Source organism: uncultured Fluviicola sp., from assembly GCF_902168135.1.
In the GTDB taxonomy this organism is placed as follows: Bacteria; Bacteroidota; Bacteroidia; order Flavobacteriales_D; family Crocinitomicaceae; genus Fluviicola.
On record NZ_CABHOL010000021.1, the window covers coordinates 134,603 to 152,972 of the forward strand.

An 18,370-nucleotide genomic window follows, 5' to 3' on the forward strand; every position below is an offset into this window, starting at 1 on the left:
TTATAAACCTGAAGGTGTTGAAATTGTTTCTAATACTATTTTTAAACTTGGATTCACGAAATCCGTGATCAATGCCGGATAAACTCCTAAGATCACGACCGCGATGATGATGACTGCCAAAACAAGCAATTCAGACCAATGCAAATCGGCAAATTGATCCCTTGTCACCGGACCATACATGCTCAACTGGTAAGCACGGAAGGTATAAACTGCTCCAAGGATCAGAGTAGTTCCGGCAACGATACCAACGATCATGTCAAACTGAACCAACCCTTTCAACATCAGGAATTCCCCGATGAAACCACTTGTTAACGGAACGGAAACAGAAGCAAAAGCCAAAGCTGCAAACCAGAATGCGAATTTCGGAGCCTGTTTTGCGAATCCGCCCAAATCGTTCAGGTTTCTGGTTCCCGTTCTGCGCTCGATAATTTCAACTGCAAGGAACAATCCTACCGCTACCAACCCGTGGTTCACGATCTGCACCATACTTCCTGACAATGCATCAAAATCCCAAACCATAATTGCCGCAGCGATCAATCCAACGTGCGACATAGAAGCAAATGCAAATACACGCTTCATATCTTTTTGTTTGATTGCGATCACAGCACCGTAAACAACTCCGATAGTTGCCAGGATGATTACCGGCCACTGCAAACAAGCAACTGCTTCCGGGAATAATGGGATCATCCAGCGGATCATTCCGTACAATGCCATTTTCAGCATAATACCTGAAAGAAGCATTGTTCCTGCCATCGGCGATTTCGTATAAGTATCCGGCTGCCATGTGTGGAACGGGAAAACCGGGATTTTAATAGCAAATGCTAAAAAGAATCCTAACGCCAGCCAGCAAGCTGTTTTAGACGTAAAGACAACCGCTTTCAAATCTTCGATATAGAAAGAAGGTGCATTTACCTTGATTCCGATCAATGCAGCAAGCATTGCCAAAGATCCTACGAATGTGTAGATGAAGAATTTCATCAATGCCGCTTTTCTTTCCGGAGCTCCGAACCACCAGGAAATTAAGAAAATCGGGATCAAGGTGATTTCCCAGAAAACATAGAACCACAATCCGTCCATGGAAATGAACACGCCGATCAATCCCAGCTGCATGAAGAAAACCATGCTTGTAAACAAGCGGTTCTCAGCCAATTCATTTTTGAAGTTGGAAACCAATACCAACGGAACCAAAACTGCTGTCAGTAACAACATGATCAAGGAAATTCCATCGTAACCAAAGCTCATGGTAATTCCTGCAAGCCAGGGCTGATTTACAAACAGGTGCACTGTTCCATCGTTGTTGTACTGCATCATACACGCTATTACAACCCCTAAAACGGCAAGCGAACCGATAATTCCGTATGCCCGAACTCCTTGTTTCGGAATAATCAATACCGATAACGCAAAGAAAACTGGTAGTATAAATAAAAGTAGTGCCACGCTTTAGTTTTTATAATAGATAATGTAATAAACGATCAACCCGATGATTCCAAAAACCATCCACAAAATGTAGTTATCGGTTCTTCCGGTTTGGATCTTACGAACCAAATCTCCTGATTTTCCAATCACTTTCCCGATACTGACTACTCCGCGGTGCAGGAATGCGCCTTCGAAATAATGTGCTCCTTTTTCGGAAATCCAAAGAACCGGCTTCACGAATAAGAAATCGTAGATCTCATCGAAGTATAATTTCATAGCCGAAGCTTTTTCCCAGCCTTTCAATTGGTCATCTTCTTTCGGAATGCTGTTTTTAGTCACATAAACGGTGTAAGTAATTCCGGCAATAATAACTGCCATAGCACCTGCAACACACATTAAGATCAAGGTCATGGACGTATCTCCGTGTTCTGCTACTTTCATTCCGTCACCGGCTACATTGTGTGCATAATAATGCGACAACCAATGTGTTCCCTTGTGTAAGAAAACTCCCGGTAAATTCAACAATCCTCCGAAAACAGAAAGAATAGCCAAAATGATCAAAGGCAAGGTCATAGATACAGGTCCTTCGTGCAAATGATGTTCTTGTTCGTGGGTTCCTCTGAATTTTCCGAAGAAAGTAACGAAGTACAAGCGGAACATATAGATTGCTGTTAATGCCGAACTGAACATCAATGCCCCGAACACAAACTTATTGTCACCGAATGAGTGACCGATGATCTCATCCTTCGAGTAGAAACCGGACAATAACGGAATACCAGAAATTGCCAAAGTACCGATCAGGAATGTGATGTGCGTTACAGGAATCTTCTTGCGAAGTCCACCCATTTTGCGGATATCCTGTTCATCAGACATGGCGTGAATCACACTTCCCGAACCTAAGAACAACAATGCTTTGAAGAATGCGTGAGTTGTAACGTGGAACATGGCTGCCGTGTAAGCTCCCATTCCCAGTGCTACGAACAGCATTCCCAGCTGGGAAACCGTTGAGTAAGCCAATACTTTTTTGATGTCATTCTGACGCATGGCGATGAAGGCCGCAATAATCGAAGTTGCCAGACCAACATACATAATGATTTCTTTCACAACGTGTGCTCCCTCCAATTCATACAGGAAGTTTGAACGAACCGTTAAGAAAATACCTGCAGTTACCATTGTAGCCGCGTGGATCAAAGCTGAAACCGGAGTCGGTCCCGCCATCGCATCCGGAAGCCACGTAAACAATGGAATTTGGGCAGATTTTCCGGTTGCTCCGATGAACAAACAGATCGTAATTCCGAAGATCAGCATTTCAGAGATCTCAAATCCTTCTGTCATCACCGCCTTAGCCACTTCCGCATATTCCAGCGTTCCGAATTTTCCAAGAATCAGGAAAAGTCCTACCAACAATCCCAAATCCCCGATACGGTTCATGATGAATGCTTTTCTTGCAGCCAATGTGTTTTTGAAATCCTGGTACCAGAAACCGATCAGTAAATAAGAGCAGATACCCACACCTTCCCATCCGAAGAACAACATGAAGTAGTTGCTTCCGAGTACCAATGTCAACATGGCAAAGATGAAGAGATTCAGGTATACAAAGAACTTGTAATATCCTGCATCGTGTTTCATATAACCCATAGAGAACAAGTGGATCAAGGTTCCGATCCCTGTTACAATAAGCGTCATCCACATGGATAAGTTATCTGCAAACAAACGAGCATTCAAAGAGAACGAACTCGTTTTGATCATCGTGAACAAATGAACGGTTACCGGTTCACCGTGCTGAACGCTCATAAAAGCCATCAAAGCAAGGACAAACGAAATCGCCATTACACCGGTACCGATCGTTCCTACAACCACTTTTGAAAGCGATTTCCCGATTGTACCGTTAATAAACGCCCCAATTAATGGAAGCAAAAGAATCAAAGGCAGTAATTGTGATACCGACATGTTTTAGTTTTTTAATTTATTAAACAATCGAATATCTGTTGAGCGCGTATTTCGGTAAAGCAATACCAAAATCGACAGACCCACCGTAGCTTCAGCGGCCGCAACCACCATGATGAAGAAAACGAAAAGCTGTCCGTCTGCCTGCCCGAAATAAGTCGAGAACGCTACCAGTAATAAATTCACCGCGTTGAGCATTAATTCAATGCACATCAATAGAATGATCGCATTTTTTCTGTAAAGCACACCGAATACACCAATCACGAACAATGCCGTAGCAAGGACCATGTAGTGTTCGATCTTTACACCTGATTCAAATAATGTCGCTAATAACATATTACTCTATAGTTTGTTTTTCACGTTTTGCTAAAAGAACTGCTCCAACCATTGCTGCAAGGAACAACACGGAAGAAACTTCGAAAGGAAGTACGTACTTGGTAAAGAGCACTTTCCCCAGGTTTTCTACCAATCCCACTTGTTGAGAGTTCGTATCGATCATCGGAGCTGCAAGAATGGCATCACGCATAGCTGCAACTACAACCAGGAACAATCCGCCTCCGGCAATAGCCGCACCAATAGTCATCAAAGGTGAGTGTTTCGGTTCGTTTTCCTTATTCAGGTTCAACAACATCAATACGAACAGGAATAATACCATGATGGCCCCCGCATAAACAATAATGTTTACGATTGCGATAAACTGGGCATTCATCATCACGTAATTCGCAGAGATCAGGAAAAACGTAAGTACTAAGTAAAGTACACTTCTCACCGGGTGCTTACTCAAAACAACCATCAAAGCTGTTCCGATTGTTAATCCGCCCAGGATGTAAAATAGAATATCCAAACTCATTACGCAGGTCTTTTTCCGGTTAATTGTCTTTTACTGATATCCACGCGCTGATCAACCGGTTCTACCAGTTTATCTTTTCCATAGATGAAGTCGTTGCGCTCGAAATAAGTAGGAACGATACGATCCGTCAGGAAAATAGCTTCTTTCGGACATGCTTCTTCGCACAGCCCGCAGAAAATACAACGCAGCATGTTGATCTCATACATAGAAGCATATTTTTCTTCTCTGTACAAGTGCTCCTCGCCTTTTTTACGCTCTTCGGAAGTCATGGTAATTGCTTCTGCCGGACATGCAACTGCACATAATCCGCAGGCAGTACAATTCTCTCTTCCTTCTTCGTCACGCTTCAATACGTGCTGTCCGCGGTAAACCGGTGCAAACTCGCGTTTTACTTCCGGGTACTTCACGGTATTGTGTTTCTTGAATAAATGCTTAAATGTGATCCACATACCTCCCAAAATTGCCGGGAAGTAGAGTTTCTCCATGAAGGTCATCTTCTTGTTCGAAACAACTTTTTTACGATTTGATAAACTTTCCATTCGAATATTTATAAGCTATTTCCGGTTTTCGTCTTTTCCGGAGATGTATTCACCCCCAACGGCTGTTCGATTTTTGCATTGCTTGCAGATTCGTTGGATTTGTCCTTAGAGAACCATCCTTCGGTATAAGCAATCACTACTCCTGTAATCAACAAGTTGATCAATGCAATCGGGATCATTTTTTTCCAACCGATGTGCATCAGCTGATCGTAACGGAAACGCGGCAATGTCCAGCGGATCCACATGAATACGAAAATGAAGAAGAATGTTTTAGCGAAGAAAACCAATGTTCCAAGAATTGCTAGCGTGTTTCCTGAGAAGTAGTCCATTCCAGGGAAGTTGTAACCTCCGAAGAACAATGCAGAAATTACCGCACAAGAGATGAACATGTTCACGTATTCTGCGAAAAGGAAGAATCCCAGTTTCATAGCACCGTATTCGGTGTGGTAACCACCGATCAACTCGGATTCACATTCCGGTAAGTCGAACGGAGCACGGTTGCATTCTGCCAAAGCTGTAATAAGGAATACCACGAAACAGATCGGCTGCTTGAATACGTTCCAGGAGAACCATCCGTCCTGCCAGAAACCATGCTGCTGGTCAACGATATCTCTCATACTCAATGATCCGGTCATCATAACGATAGTGATGACGGAAACTCCCATCGCCAATTCGTAAGAAATCATCTGGGAACTTGCCCGGATCGCTCCGAATAATGCGAATTTATTGTTGGAAGCCCAGCCTCCGATCATGATTCCGTAAACTCCAATGGAAACCGCTCCCATAATGAAGAGAATCCCAATGTTTACATCTGCAACCTGAAGGGAAATCGTTTCACCGAATAATTGCAGATCCGGTCCCCATGGAATTACCGCACCCGTAATGAGTGAAGTAAACATGGCAATTCCCGGCCCGATAATAAATAACCACTTATCGGCATTTGTCGGACGGAAATCTTCTTTGAAGAACATTTTTCCACCATCGGCCAAAGGTTGCAGCAAACCAAATGGTCCCGCTCTGTCCGGTCCGATACGATCCTGCATCCAGGCAGCAACTTTTCGCTCCATTAAAGTCAGATAAGCCGCTATTCCCAGTGTTACTGCGAATAAAACAACAACTATGATTAATTTTATGATCATCTTACTTTCCTGTTAGTTTTTTAAGTTCAAGACGCTCGTCAACGATGTATTTATTTTGAGAGATCACGGAATGACGGTTGATCACGCGCGGTCCTTCAATAGTCCATTTTGTCTTATCTTTTTTGTCGAAACGGCATTCGTTGCAGATCCAGGCAGTTTTTCCATCGATGTCTTCGATCTCCCCGTATTTGTCCTTGCGGCCCGTTACGCGGTAAATCTCATCTCCGAACATCCAAACAACTGCTTTTCCGGCACATTTCGTACACTCGCAAGAAGCTTCCATCGGTTTTAAGAACCATACGCGGCTCTTGAAGCGGAATGTTTTATCTGTTAATGCTCCTACCGGACAAACGTCGATCACGTTTCCTGAGAAGTCATTATCGATTGCTTTCTCGATGTAAGTTGATATCTCAGCATGATCTCCGCGGTGCATCACACCGTGAACACGCTGATCTGTCAATTGATTTGCCGTGTAAACACAACGGTAGCAAAGAATACAGCGATTCATGTGCAATTTGATCTTATCACCGATATCGATCGGATCGAACGTTCTGCGCTTCTCTTCGTAACGTGTACCTTCTTTTCCGTGCTCGAATCCGAGATCCTGCAAATGACATTCTCCGGCCTGGTCACAGATCGGACAATCCAATGGGTGATTGATCAATAAGAACTCAGTCACAGCCGCACGGTTGTCATACACACGCTCTGATGTTTTGTTCTTTACTATCATTCCGTCCATTACCGGAGTAGAACACGATGCAACCAATTTGGGCATCGGACGCGGATCTGCTGCTGAACCTGCAGCTACTTCCACCAAACATGTTCTGCATTTTCCACCGCTTCCCTGCAGCTTGCTGTAATAGCACATTGCGGGAGGCACTACATCTCCACCGATCTGACGAGCAGCATTCAGGATGGTTGTTCCCGGTTCTACTTCTACTTCGATATCGTCAATGATAACTTTTACCATAATGGATCTTATTTTATACTAAAGGCATGTGATTTGACGCAATTCCGAAGTTGCGTTTTACCGCTTCATCCGGGTGGGTCACGTGCCATTCAAATTCTTCTCTAAAATGACGGATTGCTGCTGCTACCGGCCATGCTGCTGCATCACCCAGCGGACAAATCGTATTTCCTTCTATTTTCTTGTTGATCTCTGCCAACAGGTCGATATCGTGCATGTGACCTTGTCCGTGCTCCAAACGGCGAAGTACTTTCTCCATCCATCCGGTTCCTTCACGACACGGTGAACATTGCCCGCATGATTCGTGTGCGTAGAAACGTGCGAAATTCCAGGTATTTCTAACGATACACTGATCTTCATCAAATACGATGAAACCACCTGAACCCAGCATCGATCCGGTTGCAAAACCTCCTTCAGCCAAACTTTCGTAAGTCATCAAACGATCTGTTCCTTCGGCTGTTTTGGTGATCAGGTTTGCAGGCAAGATCGGAACGGAAGATCCACCCGGAACACAAGCCTTGATTTTCTTCCCGTTTGCGATACCACCGCACCATTCATCCGAGTAAATGAATTCTTCTACGGACAATCCCAGTTCGATTTCGTAAACTCCCGGTTTCACCAGGTTTCCACAAGCTGAGATCAATTTTGTACCGGTACTTTTCCCGATACCTATTTTCGCGTATTCAGCACCTCCGTCGTTAACGATCGGAACAACTGCTGCGATAGATTCTACGTTGTTTACTACGGTCGGACATCCCCACAAACCTTTTACAGCAGGGAATGGCGGCTTGATACGCGGATTTCCGCGCTTTCCTTCCAGGGATTCGATCAAGGCAGTTTCCTCACCGCAGATATAAGCTCCACCTCCCGGTGCAATAGCTAAATCCAGGTCGTATCCGGATCCTAAGATGTTTTTCCCAAGGAATCCGTTTGCGTATGCTTCAGCAATTGCTTTTTCCACAATTTCCAACACCCACATGTACTCCCCGCGGATATAAATATACGATTGGTTGCATCCCAGTGCGTAAGAAGAAACGATCATTCCTTCGATCAGCAAATGCGGGATCTTTTCCATCAGGTAACGGTCCTTGAAAGTTCCGGGCTCGGATTCATCGGCATTACACAATAAGTAACGCGGTACTCCTTCCGGTTTTGCCAGGAAAGACCATTTCATCCCTGTCGGGAATCCGGCTCCACCACGACCTCTCAGTCCGGAAGCCTGAACTTCTTCCACCACATTTTGCGGCGACATCGTTTTCAAAGCCTTTTCTACAGAGCGGTAACCTCCGTTTCTGCGGTAGACTTCAAAAGTTTCGATTCCGGGAACGTTTGCATGTTCCAATAATAATTTTCTTCCCATTCCTATTTATCTGAATGTTCTTTACGCAAGGTATCCAATAACTCATCTACTTTCGCAGGAGTCAAGTGTTCGTGGTAGTGTTTTCCACACTGAAGCATCGGTCCGTAACCGCAAGCTCCCAAACATTCCGCAGTTTTCAATGTAAACATTCCGTCTGCTGAAGTCTGACCAACTTTGATATCTAATTTGTTCTCGATGTATTCGATAATCTGGTCGGAACCAACCAGCATACATGGTCCTGTACGGCACACTTCCAAAACAACTTTCCCAGGTTTCTCAATGTTAAACATGGTGTAGAAAGTTGCTACTTCGTACACTTCGATCGGTTGAATATTCAACAAGCGGGCAACGTAATTCATGGTCGGAACGCTTAACCAGCCTCCGAACTCTTCTTCTGCCAGGTGAAGAATACGCATCAACGCACTTTTCTGTTTCCCTTCCGGATACATGTTGATGAAGCGTTGTACTTCCAACAATTTTTCAGCGCTAAACTCCGGTTCAGGCTGATCTGTATAATTATGTGTAACTGATATACTCATCTTATGCGTCCAATTCTCCTGCAATCACGTTCAAACTACTTAAGGTCAATACGGCATCTGAGATGGTTTGTCCTTTAATCATTTCCGGATATGCTTGATAATAAATAAAACAAGGTCTTCTAAACTGAAGTCTGTATGGTGTTCTTCCTCCGTCTGAAATCAAATGGAATCCTAACTCTCCGTTTCCGCCTTCAACTGCGTGGTACACTTCTCCGACCGGAACAGGTGTTTCACCCATGACAATTTTGAAGTGGTAGATCAACGCTTCCATTTTCGTGTAAACGTCTGCTTTCGGAGGTAAATAGAATTCAGGAACATCCGGTGAGAAGTGTTTTCCTTCCGGCATGTTGGTGTAAGCCTGCTCGATGATTCTCAAACTCTGGCGTACTTCTTCCTGGCGTACACAGAAACGGTCATAAGTGTCTCCCTGTGTTCCTACCGGAATATCGAAATCGAAGTCTTCGTAGGAAGAATATGGCGTCATCACACGCACATCGTAATCCACTCCGGCAGCGCGTAAGTTCGGACCTGTAAATCCGTAATCCAACGCACGTTCAGCGCTGATTGGTCCGGCTTTGATGGTACGGTCCATGAAAATACGGTTGCGCAATAACAGGTCGTCGAATTCCTGGAAGTGCTTATTGAATTCTTTTAGGAACTTTTTCAGTTTTACGTGGAATGTCGGAGAGAAATCTCTTTCAAAACCTCCGATACGACCGATGTTTGTAGTCAAACGTGCACCACACACTTCTTCATACAATTCATAGATCGCTTCACGCTGCTGGAACATGTAGGTAAATCCTGTCAATGCTCCGGTATCCACACCGATTACCGAGTTACAAACCAGGTGGTCTGCAATACGTGCCAATTCCATGATGATTACACGCATGTAATCCACTTTCTTCGGAACCTGTACGCCGATCAGTTTTTCCATGGTCATTTCCCAGCCCATGTTGTTGATCGGGGAAGAACAATAGTTCAATCGGTCAGTGATCGGTGTAATTTGGTTGTAAGGTCTTCTTTCAGCCAGCTTTTCAAATGCGCGGTGAATGTAACCTACTGTTTGAACTGAGTCGAGAATTTTTTCACCGTCAACTGTCAACACGTTCTGGAAAATCCCGTGTGTTGCAGGGTGAGTTGGCCCGAGGTTCAGCGTCGCGATTTGTCCGTCGATGGTTTCATCGGCAAACAGGCTTTTGTTATTTGGAGTATCGCTCATAGTTTCTTACTTATCGAAAGTTTTCCTTTCCTAGTTAACGACCGAAGAAGCGATCGTCTTTATCTTCTCTTGTTGCATCTTCCAAATGGTATTCTTTACGCATCGGGAAGTAATCCATATCGTCTTCGTTCAGGATTCGCGTTAAATTCGGATGTCCTTCGAAAATGATCCCGAAGAAATCGTAAGATTCACGCTCCTGCCAGTCGGCACCTACATAAATATCCGTAACGGACTGAATGGTCGGATTTTCGATCGGGAGAAATGCACGAACGCGCAAACGCACATTATTCACTAAAGAATACAGGTGGTAGTTTACACAGATCTCACGTCCTTTATCGTTCGGAAAATGAGCTCCGCCGATCAGTGTCAGGAAAGTAACTTTCAACACCTCATCCGCTTTCAACCATTTTATTAAGTCGTGCGCTTTCGCAGCATCAATCTCGATGGTCAACATTCCATAAGGTTCTTCGGAATTGCGAACTGCTTCACCGAACTTTTCCTGGATACGGCTAAGTACCGCTTCGTTTGTCAAATTACTCATCGTTCAAATCGTATTTCTTCAACAAATGCTTGTATTCATCCGAATAACGGCGGCGCAGTGATTCGCTTTTCACCAGGCGGTGGATATTCATACATCCTTCGATGATTTGCTCGGGTCTTGGCGGACATCCGGGAACGTAAACGTCTACCGGGATCACACGGTCAATTCCCTGCAATACCGAGTATGTATCAAAAATCCCTCCCGAACAAGCACATGCACCAACGGAAAGAACCCATTTCGGTTCAGCCATTTGTTCATAAACCTGTTTGAGGATAGGAGCCAATTTTTTGGAGATCGTACCGGCAACAATCAATAGATCTGCCTGGCGTGGAGAGAAAGACATACGTTCCATTCCGAAACGCGCCACATCGTAGTTACTTCCCATGGTCCCCATGTATTCGATACCACAGCAAGAGGTAGCAAACGGCAGCGGCCATACGGAATTCGAACGAGCAGCTCCTATGACCTTGTCAAGCAGGGTCAATTGGAAACCTTCTCCGTTAATGGTTTCTACACCATTGATAATTTCTACTTTTCCCATTCTAAAGCACCTTTTTTAAGTACGTAGAAAAATCCTGTCAGGAAGAATGCTACGAAAATAATTACCGCGATCAATCCGTCAGACTGCAGGAATTTAAAATTCACAGCGTACGGGTAGAAGAAAATTACTTCCACATCGAACAGTACGAACAAAATTGCGGTTAATAAATAACGGATGGAGATTGGGAAACGAGCGTTTCCAACTTCTTCAATACCACACTCCCAGTTGGCATTTTTCTTTTTTCCGAATAGTTTGGGCCCCAACATCGGGGCAACCACCAAAACCAGTATCACAAAGCCCAGTGCAACGCCTGCCTGGAGCAATATCGGTAAGTAATCTTCTGCAGAAGACATAATCTCTAATTTTTAAGACAGGCGAATTTAATACTTTTTAACAAGACCAAATTGCGAAAAATCCTATTTAGATTCAATCTAAATTACCGGGTAAATAAGTTTAAAACCCAGTAAAACCGTTGGTCGAAGAAAAGGATTTGTAGAGCGAAGATAAAGGGTTGTTGATGTGAATCGTTGAAAAGATTTTTCGCTCAAATCTGAAATGTTAAAAGATTCTGTTGCCGAAATTTTTTCTAACTTACACCTATAAGTTTAAGGGAATGGTTGCCGTAAAATTTAGATAATCTGAATCCAGGTGAAAGGGATTTCCCGAAGATCCGAATGAATGCAGGTAAGTGATGTCCAAAAAACTGAAGAAAGAAAGTCCTATTTCTGCTGAAACGCGGTGTTCAAAATCGGATTTGAGATCTGTGAAGTAATAATAACCTACTCTCACCAACCCGATCACGTAGCGGTATTCAAAAGTGAATTTGGGAGCATAAACCATAGATTTCGTAAGCCGCAAATCCATTCCGGCAGCAAACCCGATATGCGATTGGAAGACATATCCGACTTCATGCCACATAAAACTTCCGGAAAGCCCCAAAAAACCATGTTTTCCCTGGGTATAATTGATCCGTGGACCTGTTAAAAACGAATCGAACTTACCCAGTTTTCTAAAATCTTTCTTTGAAACAGTGTGAATACTATCTTTCAAAACTGATTTGGATTCGGGTTTCGCAGGAAAAGAATCACTCCGCTCGTGTGTGAAACCGAATGCATTAATCGGAGCGGATACCCATAAGAACACTAAGGGAACAAGTAATACATGCATGCTCATTTGTTTTTGCAAACTTGAGAAAACAATTTCGTATTTCAGTTGCGATTTTCCGTACTTTAAAGTTTTGAGATTGCTGATCAACACATAAACTCACAACTAGTAGTCAATATCAATAATCACAACTCCAGTTTCCGGAATAGGATCCTTCAAAATCTGTATATCCCAACCATTTTTTCTAAAACACATGACGTCTCCGGAACCACCGCAATTTGCATTTTGGATATCTAAGATTAAATTGTCATAAATAACCGCATAGTAATCCGCATGCATGGTTTTTCCTTTTTCACGCTTATCGTAAAGCATCGGATAAAGGAATATCATCTTTTTTTTCCAAACTATCGGGTAATAGTCACCAACTTCCGTGACCTTATAAGTCAAATAGCATTTAGAAAAACTCACTTTCGGAATTACAGATCTTCCGGGTCAGTAACATCACCGCGGAGTGCCCGGTAGCGTTTACGTGCTTCTACGGTCAACAAGCTTCCTTTGCATTCGAAAAGAATTTTCTTGTAGTATTCTGAGGCTTTCTCCTTGTCGTGGAGGTTCTTTTCGTAGATCTCGGCGATAGTGAAGATCGCATCGTCAGAAAGGATGTCGTCCATGTGGTAGGTGACAATTTTGTTCAGGTAGTCCAATGCTTCCTGCCACTTACCCTGGTACTGCATGGCTTGTGCTTTGCGCAGCAGAATTTCATCTGCCAAACCGTGCGCCGGGAATGCTTTGTTGATGGAATCGTATAGAGTGAATGCGCGCTCGTACTGGTGCTGTTCCAGGAGCAGGTCTGCTTGTGCAAACTGGTACATTGCTGTGTAATTACTGTCGAGGCCCAGGTTATCGGTGATTAGGACAGACAGTTTCATGGCGTCGTTTGCAATGAGCTTGCTGGTGGATTCTTTGAGGACGTCCAGTTGCGACTGTGCGAACTTGAAGTCGCCGTCGTAGTAAAAAATCCGTGCATTCTTGAATTTCGCTTCGGAACCGATTGCCTCGAATTTGAAATCTTTGTCGATCTGCATGTAATAAAGCGATGCCTGCCAGATATCGTCCCGGAGCACGAGTACATCCGCCAGCGCCATTTTGATCTGTGCTTTCTCGATGTCGGATAATCCATTTACCGCCAAACAGCTGTCAAGCAGATCGGATGCACCTTCGGCATCGTTTCCGTAATAGGCTTTGATCTCTGCCAGTTCTTTTGCGGTATAAACGGCGTTCCTTCCCCAACCCAGCAGTTTCAAGCCTTCACGGTATTCTTTTTCAGCATCTGCAATATCCTGAGGCTGGTATTTCTTCTCAATGGTAATTTCGCGGTAACGGATATTGAGTAAAGAACTGTATGCCATATAGTAATTCGGGTTTTGGGGTCCCTGGTCGATGACGTAACGATATGCCAGGCGGGCTGTAGCATAATCACTGTTTTCTACGCAGGTTTCTGCCAAGTCCATCACGCGGTTCCCGGTTCCTTTTTCACGACGGTCCAAAGCCTGTGTCTGTGTCAAAGCGGATTTGAATTCTTTCTTTTGGATAAACAACCAGATCAGCATTTCGGAATACACAAAATCGTTTGGTTTCTTCTGGATGCGGACCAGGAGTTTGTCTTTCAGTTTTTGGTAAACTCCGGTTTTATCTTCCGAGAAATCGATCTGTTTCGTTAATGCATTCTGGATATTGCTGCTGTAATTCGGGTATTGGTCCAAAACGTCGAAATACTCATCGATCATTTCATCTGTTCTCCCAAGTAAGGAATATACCTCGGCAAACTGGATCTGCAGCGGGTAATTTTTCTTCAATTCCTTTCTGCCGGCTTCGAGTGTTTTTAAGCCCCATTCTACTTTTCCTTTCTTGATGAAGGAATTGTACAATTCCACTACTTCGTAGCCATTCGAAGCGACTTGTTTAATGCGTTCATTATAAAGTTTTTCGGTTTGTGAAGTGCGTTCTGTGCGTTCATAAAGATCTCCCAGTGCGATGGTGTAATCAAAATCATTGGAATTGGCCGAAACCAGTTTCTTCAGGAATTTCTCTGCATCCTTTACCTGGTTGGTTTTCTCCAGGCAATCCACATAGCGCAGCTGGTCGAATTTCGTGCTCTGCTTGTTGATAATTTTCTCAAAGTAAGGAAGTGCTTTTTCGAATTCCCCGTTGTTGTAATACAGATTCGCCAATTGCTGGTCGGTACTGGTTTGTGCCGAAAGTGCGAAAGACAGAAGAAGACAACAGAAAATCAGCGCTTGTTTCATGATTTATTTAGTGTACAGCTTTAAAACGCTCAAATGTAGGTTTAAATTGCTCGTAAGATTGTTTAAAATCCATAAATTGTTTCTCCAGGACCAAACTATGTTCCCGAATTTGTGCAACTTCCCGGCGTTCGAATTGAACATGTTCGTAATAACCCGACCGGTCTCCGGATCCGTTCTCAATATCCGACTGCAATTTCTTCAGTCTTTCCTGCTGGGCTGTTTGTGCTTCCCGTAGCTGTTTGATTTCGGTTGTAAAGAAATCCGTGGCGCGGTATGCCCGAATGAATCCGTCTATTTCCCTTGCTGTTTCAATGTCGAGGGTATCGCTTCCCAGTTCGATGTTGAAATTCAGGAGCATTTGTTTGGATTTTCCCCGCAGCTTCAGCACCTGGTTGGTATCGAGCTGCTGCAAAAGAACGCGCACAGAATCATTGGTGGCTTTGGTAAACTGCACATCTTCTTCAAACTTCCCCAATTTGCCTTCGCAGGAAGTGATGATTCCGAGTAGTAAAATGAAAGACATGATTCTGAACATATGGACTAAATTACATAAAATGCTCATCCCAGAAAAATCACCCTTTTAATTTTACCGCAAAGAATGGAAGAGCGCAAAGTTTTATCCCCATTCTCTTTGCGAATTCGGCGGTCTTTGCGGTTATAAACAAACCCTCCCCGGCTGAGCCGAGAAGGGATCCTATAAAACACATGAGAATCCTGAACTCACCGAAGTAAACTCAAATGCCCGTTTCTCTCATGCAAGGTATTGGTCAAATCCTTGAAACGGATGACCCAGGTATATGTTCCGTCCTGAACACGCTCCGTTCCGGCATAGGAACCATCCCAGCCAATTTGCATGTTGTGTGACTCGAAGACCAATTCGCCCCAGCGGTTATAAATTTCCATGCTAAAATCTGTCTCTAAAATCCCGTATCCGCTTGCCGTAAACGTATTGTTGAATTCATCCCCATCCGGAGTAAATGCATTCGGTACAAACAATTCGAAAGAAGGCTTGACAGTGACTGCCAAATGAGCCTGGTCCGGACAATTATACTGATTATTGGCATTCAGCGTAACGGTAAACTGACCGTAAGTATCATAACTGTGTGTCGGACTTGTCACATAAGTCATATCACCGTCCCCGAAATGCCATTCATATTCCGAAGCATTTTGAGATGTGTTGGTAAAATGGAATACCGGATCAATAGTTGTTACTTCTATTTTATCCGAATCAAACGAAGCAGTAGCCTGCGGATTAACCGTTAAAAAACCACTCGAAGCAGCCGCACTCTGACAACCGTATTCGTTAATGATTGTCAAAGAAACTTCAAACTGTCCGGGCGTATTAAACACGTGTACTGCTGACATATCGTGAGAAATTGTACCATCTTCAAAAGTCCAGGTGTAGGTCCATGAAGGATCGTTCGTCCCGGAATTCGACACCGAGAAATACTCTCCCTGGCAATAAGCTCCCAAATCCGGGTCCAGGCTGACAACAGGTGGTTCGGAAACCACTACCGTTACATCTGCTGCAATTTGTTGGTTACATTGGTTTACCGCTGAAAGGATGTAAGTGGTAGTTGCCGCGGGTGTCATGTTTTGTGTAACCGGACAAGAAGTACAGTGCGCCCAGGAAAGTACAACCGTTTGGTCCGGGCCCGTATAAGCTCCGGTAATTACGACCTCTTCCCCCAAACAAATAATCGGATCCGAAATAGAAGCATAAATATCTGCCGGATCCAAAGCAATCATGAAAACTGTAGCAGAAGCCCCGATCGCACAGCCATTCGCATCGGATGCATTACAGGTATAAGTTGTCTGAACGAGCGGTGAAATCACTAATTGCGATCCGGATCCTGTCTGAGGCATCCAATTATAAGAATAAGCCCCTGTGCCGCCACTTACCTGGACTGCAAGCGTTATCGGACTTCCCGGACAAATAGCTGTGTCTGGCGAAATAAGTATTGCCAATAGAGCAGGCTGAGCAACAAAAACACTTTGGCTCATGGAACAGCCATTTAGGTCTGTAATGATGATACTGTAATTTCCGGAGGCAAGCCCGCTAATGGATGTACCGGTTCCACCTGTATTCCAATTGTAAGAATAAGGAGCCGTTCCACCTGAAACCAAAGCCTGGATACTACCGTTATTAAACCCGTTACAGGTTGGCTCGACAATCGTAAAAGAATTCATTAGCGGTAAAGGCTCACTGATCGCCAAAGCCATGTTACTGGTGCAGCCATTTTGATCGGTTACAGTTACCGTATAATTTCCGGCAATCAAACCAACTGCAGTTTCGGTTGTTTGGGCCGGATTCGTGTCCCAACTGTATGAATATGTGCCGACCCCTCCTATTCCCTGTACGTTGATCGATCCGTCAGAACCACCAAAACAAGAAACGTTTGTCCGGCTTACTTCACTCAGCTGAAGCAGCGGCGGTTCATTGATATCAAAGAAAAGCAGGGTATCACAACCCATCGAATTCAGGATACTTACCGTATGCTGGCCCGGCGCCAGGTTCAAAGCCGAATTGGAAGAAGCATAAGCTCCACCGTCGAAAGCGAATGAATATGGCCCGGTCAATCCGGACATGGTTACCATTGCCGTTCCGTTGGTCATACCGAAACAGGAAACATCCTGCGTTTCGATCAAAACCGATTCCAATACCGGGTTAAAGATAATTTGAGTACTATCGGATGCTTCCGGACAGCCTGTATTGTTCACACTTTCTATCTGTATCTGAATGGCTCCGGTATTTAATTCCCCTGCCCCCGGCAAATAATCGACCACCATGGAGGTATCGCTCGGTGAAAATGTTCCGGATCCTCCTGACCACAGCACACCCTGAGTATTCGAAGCCGTAGCAGTTAAGGTAATTGCCCCGATATAATTGAGACACACATCGACATTTGCACCTGCATCTACCACCGGAGGTGCCAATTGTGTAATGGTCACGCTGGCTTGCCGAATGATGCAATTTGTTGCATCGGTAACACTTACCGTGTGTGTCCCGACTCCCAGATTTGCAGCTGCTGTGCTCGTACCGTCAGACCATAAATAAGTATACGGGGGAGTTCCTCCGGAAGCCTGAGCTGTTGCGGAAACTGTTGATTCATTCGGACAAAGTATGGTGTCAGGAGCAAAAATTGCTGCACTTAAAGGGGGAGCAAAAGTAACTGTCATCGTATCGCAGATCGGTTCGGTAGTACATCCGTTTGCAGCCATTCCGCAAACGAGGTAATCTACCACCGGAGGAGCCAGTGAATTATTTAAAGCCAATACCGTATCACAAGCTGCAGTGCAGGATAGCAAGCCATTCTGCGATCCGGGAGCTCCCGGATTAATGCTATTCCAGGTGATCGTAGTTTCATCGTAAAACTGGACCCATAATTCATCGGAACATCCGTCACCCAGGGTAAGATTCGGTCCGAATATCGGGTTTGGTATTGTCTCTATCGAAAAGGTATTGAAATTGTTACCCGGCTTACAAAACGTAAGGTGGAACGGACCTGGTCCGTATAAACAAATAGGAGAACCGACAGGTGTAGGTGCCCCACAATCGATTTGATAGAACAATGCTCCGGGCGGAACTGCTCCTGAGGCGATATTAAATACAATAGCCGACGAATTAGGATGTAAAGTAATGATAAATTCCAGGCATTTATCCGGAGCAGAAGCTCCACAGCAAAACCCGTCCCTGTCTGTGTTTGGACTCACCCATGTCATGTAAGGAGTTGCGGATAAATCTACCACGAAAGCCGGCGTAATAGAATCGCAATACTGCGAGTAGGAAATAAAAGGGACGAAAATACATGCACCAAACAATAAGTTCAGCGCACGATGGAGTGGCGTCTTAGTCTTCATAATACAGTCATTAAACTCAACGTTCAAATGACGTAAAAAAA

18 protein-coding genes are annotated in these 18,370 nt (G+C 44.3%); all 18 read right to left on the bottom strand.

What is annotated here, in order from left to right:
• The 18 genes from QZT69_RS08280 to QZT69_RS08365 all read right to left on the bottom strand — a co-directional run bounded on the left by QZT69_RS08280 (position 1) and on the right by QZT69_RS08365 (position 18,329).
• Positions 1 to 1,437 (bottom strand): NuoM family protein, encoded by a 1,437-nt coding sequence (locus QZT69_RS08280; protein WP_294672925.1) that lies wholly within the window; start codon positions 1,435 to 1,437, stop codon positions 1 to 3.
• Positions 1,438 to 1,440: 3 nt separating this feature from the next.
• The gene (nuoL, locus tag QZT69_RS08285; RefSeq protein ID WP_294672927.1) at positions 1,441 to 3,366 is read right to left on the bottom strand and encodes an NADH-quinone oxidoreductase subunit L; all 1,926 of its coding nucleotides are present in this window, start codon (positions 3,364 to 3,366) and stop codon (positions 1,441 to 1,443) included.
• A 3-nt stretch (positions 3,367 to 3,369) separates the two neighbouring features.
• Positions 3,370 to 3,699, bottom strand: a complete 330-nt coding sequence (nuoK, locus tag QZT69_RS08290; protein ID WP_144332466.1) for an NADH-quinone oxidoreductase subunit NuoK — start codon at positions 3,697 to 3,699, stop codon at positions 3,370 to 3,372.
• A gap of 1 nt (position 3,700) precedes the next feature.
• The gene (locus QZT69_RS08295) at positions 3,701 to 4,213 is read right to left on the bottom strand and encodes an NADH-quinone oxidoreductase subunit J (protein ID WP_294672932.1); all 513 of its coding nucleotides are present in this window, start codon (positions 4,211 to 4,213) and stop codon (positions 3,701 to 3,703) included.
• Positions 4,213 to 4,752 carry an NADH-quinone oxidoreductase subunit I gene (locus tag QZT69_RS08300; RefSeq protein WP_294672934.1) on the bottom strand — a complete coding sequence of 180 codons (540 nt, stop codon included), beginning with the start codon at positions 4,750 to 4,752 and terminating at the stop codon, positions 4,213 to 4,215. Before QZT69_RS08300 ends, QZT69_RS08295 begins: the two co-directional genes overlap by 1 nt.
• 8 nt (positions 4,753 to 4,760) lie before the next feature.
• Positions 4,761 to 5,891 carry an NADH-quinone oxidoreductase subunit NuoH gene (nuoH, locus tag QZT69_RS08305; protein ID WP_294672936.1) on the bottom strand — a complete coding sequence of 377 codons (1,131 nt, stop codon included), beginning with the start codon at positions 5,889 to 5,891 and terminating at the stop codon, positions 4,761 to 4,763.
• Between the two features lies 1 nt (position 5,892).
• Positions 5,893 to 6,861, bottom strand: coding sequence for a 2Fe-2S iron-sulfur cluster-binding protein (locus QZT69_RS08310; protein WP_294672938.1), 969 nt, complete (start codon positions 6,859 to 6,861; stop codon positions 5,893 to 5,895).
• 13 nt (positions 6,862 to 6,874) lie between these two features.
• A complete protein-coding gene (nuoF, locus tag QZT69_RS08315; protein ID WP_294672940.1) occupies positions 6,875 to 8,218 on the bottom strand; it encodes an NADH-quinone oxidoreductase subunit NuoF in 1,344 nt (447 codons plus the stop codon).
• A gap of 2 nt (positions 8,219 to 8,220) precedes the next feature.
• Positions 8,221 to 8,757, bottom strand: a complete 537-nt coding sequence (gene nuoE, locus QZT69_RS08320; RefSeq protein ID WP_294672943.1) for an NAD(P)H-dependent oxidoreductase subunit E — start codon at positions 8,755 to 8,757, stop codon at positions 8,221 to 8,223.
• Position 8,758: 1 nt separating this feature from the next.
• Positions 8,759 to 9,976 carry an NADH-quinone oxidoreductase subunit D gene (locus QZT69_RS08325; RefSeq protein ID WP_294672946.1) on the bottom strand — a complete coding sequence of 406 codons (1,218 nt, stop codon included), beginning with the start codon at positions 9,974 to 9,976 and terminating at the stop codon, positions 8,759 to 8,761.
• A gap of 34 nt (positions 9,977 to 10,010) precedes the next feature.
• Positions 10,011 to 10,517: an NADH-quinone oxidoreductase subunit C gene (locus QZT69_RS08330; protein ID WP_294672951.1), complete on the bottom strand. Its 507-nt coding sequence runs from the start codon at positions 10,515 to 10,517 to the stop codon at positions 10,011 to 10,013.
• Positions 10,510 to 11,058, bottom strand: a complete 549-nt coding sequence (locus tag QZT69_RS08335; RefSeq protein WP_294672955.1) for an NADH-quinone oxidoreductase subunit B — start codon at positions 11,056 to 11,058, stop codon at positions 10,510 to 10,512. Before QZT69_RS08335 ends, QZT69_RS08330 begins: the two co-directional genes overlap by 8 nt.
• Positions 11,046 to 11,411, bottom strand: coding sequence for an NADH-quinone oxidoreductase subunit A (locus tag QZT69_RS08340; RefSeq protein WP_294672958.1), 366 nt, complete (start codon positions 11,409 to 11,411; stop codon positions 11,046 to 11,048). The genes QZT69_RS08335 and QZT69_RS08340 overlap by 13 nt, the downstream gene beginning before the upstream one ends.
• Before the next feature lie 244 nt (positions 11,412 to 11,655).
• Positions 11,656 to 12,225 (bottom strand): hypothetical protein, encoded by a 570-nt coding sequence (locus tag QZT69_RS08345; protein WP_294672961.1) that lies wholly within the window; start codon positions 12,223 to 12,225, stop codon positions 11,656 to 11,658.
• Positions 12,226 to 12,327: 102 nt separating this feature from the next.
• Complete coding sequence (locus QZT69_RS08350; protein ID WP_294672964.1) at positions 12,328 to 12,630, bottom strand: hypothetical protein; 303 nt, start codon at positions 12,628 to 12,630, stop codon at positions 12,328 to 12,330.
• Between the two features lie 8 nt (positions 12,631 to 12,638).
• Entirely contained in the window at positions 12,639 to 14,468 is a 1,830-nt protein-coding gene (locus QZT69_RS08355) for a tetratricopeptide repeat protein (protein WP_294672968.1), read from the bottom strand.
• A gap of 7 nt (positions 14,469 to 14,475) precedes the next feature.
• Positions 14,476 to 15,003, bottom strand: coding sequence for a hypothetical protein (locus tag QZT69_RS08360; RefSeq protein WP_294672971.1), 528 nt, complete (start codon positions 15,001 to 15,003; stop codon positions 14,476 to 14,478).
• 185 nt (positions 15,004 to 15,188) lie between these two features.
• Positions 15,189 to 18,329, bottom strand: a complete 3,141-nt coding sequence (locus QZT69_RS08365) for a PKD domain-containing protein (RefSeq protein WP_294672973.1) — start codon at positions 18,327 to 18,329, stop codon at positions 15,189 to 15,191.
• Positions 18,330 to 18,370 lie beyond the last annotated feature (41 nt).

Coding starts and splice junctions, on each gene's coding strand:
- nuoE (WP_294672943.1), bottom strand. CDS start 8,757: ATGAGTATATCAGTTACACATAATTATACAGATCAGCCTGAACCGGAG.
- QZT69_RS08295 (WP_294672932.1), bottom strand. CDS start 4,213: ATGAGTTTGGATATTCTATTTTACATCCTGGGCGGATTAACAATCGGA.
- nuoL (WP_294672927.1), bottom strand. CDS start 3,366: ATGTCGGTATCACAATTACTGCCTTTGATTCTTTTGCTTCCATTAATT.
- QZT69_RS08355 (WP_294672968.1), bottom strand. CDS start 14,468: ATGAAACAAGCGCTGATTTTCTGTTGTCTTCTTCTGTCTTTCGCACTT.
- nuoF (WP_294672940.1), bottom strand. CDS start 8,218: ATGGGAAGAAAATTATTATTGGAACATGCAAACGTTCCCGGAATCGAA.
- QZT69_RS08345 (WP_294672961.1), bottom strand. CDS start 12,225: ATGCATGTATTACTTGTTCCCTTAGTGTTCTTATGGGTATCCGCTCCG.
- QZT69_RS08330 (WP_294672951.1), bottom strand. CDS start 10,517: ATGAGTAATTTGACAAACGAAGCGGTACTTAGCCGTATCCAGGAAAAG.
- nuoH (WP_294672936.1), bottom strand. CDS start 5,891: ATGATCATAAAATTAATCATAGTTGTTGTTTTATTCGCAGTAACACTG.
- QZT69_RS08365 (WP_294672973.1), bottom strand. CDS start 18,329: ATGAAGACTAAGACGCCACTCCATCGTGCGCTGAACTTATTGTTTGGT.
- nuoK (WP_144332466.1), bottom strand. CDS start 3,699: ATGTTATTAGCGACATTATTTGAATCAGGTGTAAAGATCGAACACTAC.
- QZT69_RS08340 (WP_294672958.1), bottom strand. CDS start 11,411: ATGTCTTCTGCAGAAGATTACTTACCGATATTGCTCCAGGCAGGCGTT.
- QZT69_RS08335 (WP_294672955.1), bottom strand. CDS start 11,058: ATGGGAAAAGTAGAAATTATCAATGGTGTAGAAACCATTAACGGAGAA.
- QZT69_RS08325 (WP_294672946.1), bottom strand. CDS start 9,976: ATGAGCGATACTCCAAATAACAAAAGCCTGTTTGCCGATGAAACCATC.
- QZT69_RS08300 (WP_294672934.1), bottom strand. CDS start 4,752: ATGGAAAGTTTATCAAATCGTAAAAAAGTTGTTTCGAACAAGAAGATG.
- QZT69_RS08310 (WP_294672938.1), bottom strand. CDS start 6,861: ATGGTAAAAGTTATCATTGACGATATCGAAGTAGAAGTAGAACCGGGA.
- QZT69_RS08360 (WP_294672971.1), bottom strand. CDS start 15,003: ATGTTCAGAATCATGTCTTTCATTTTACTACTCGGAATCATCACTTCC.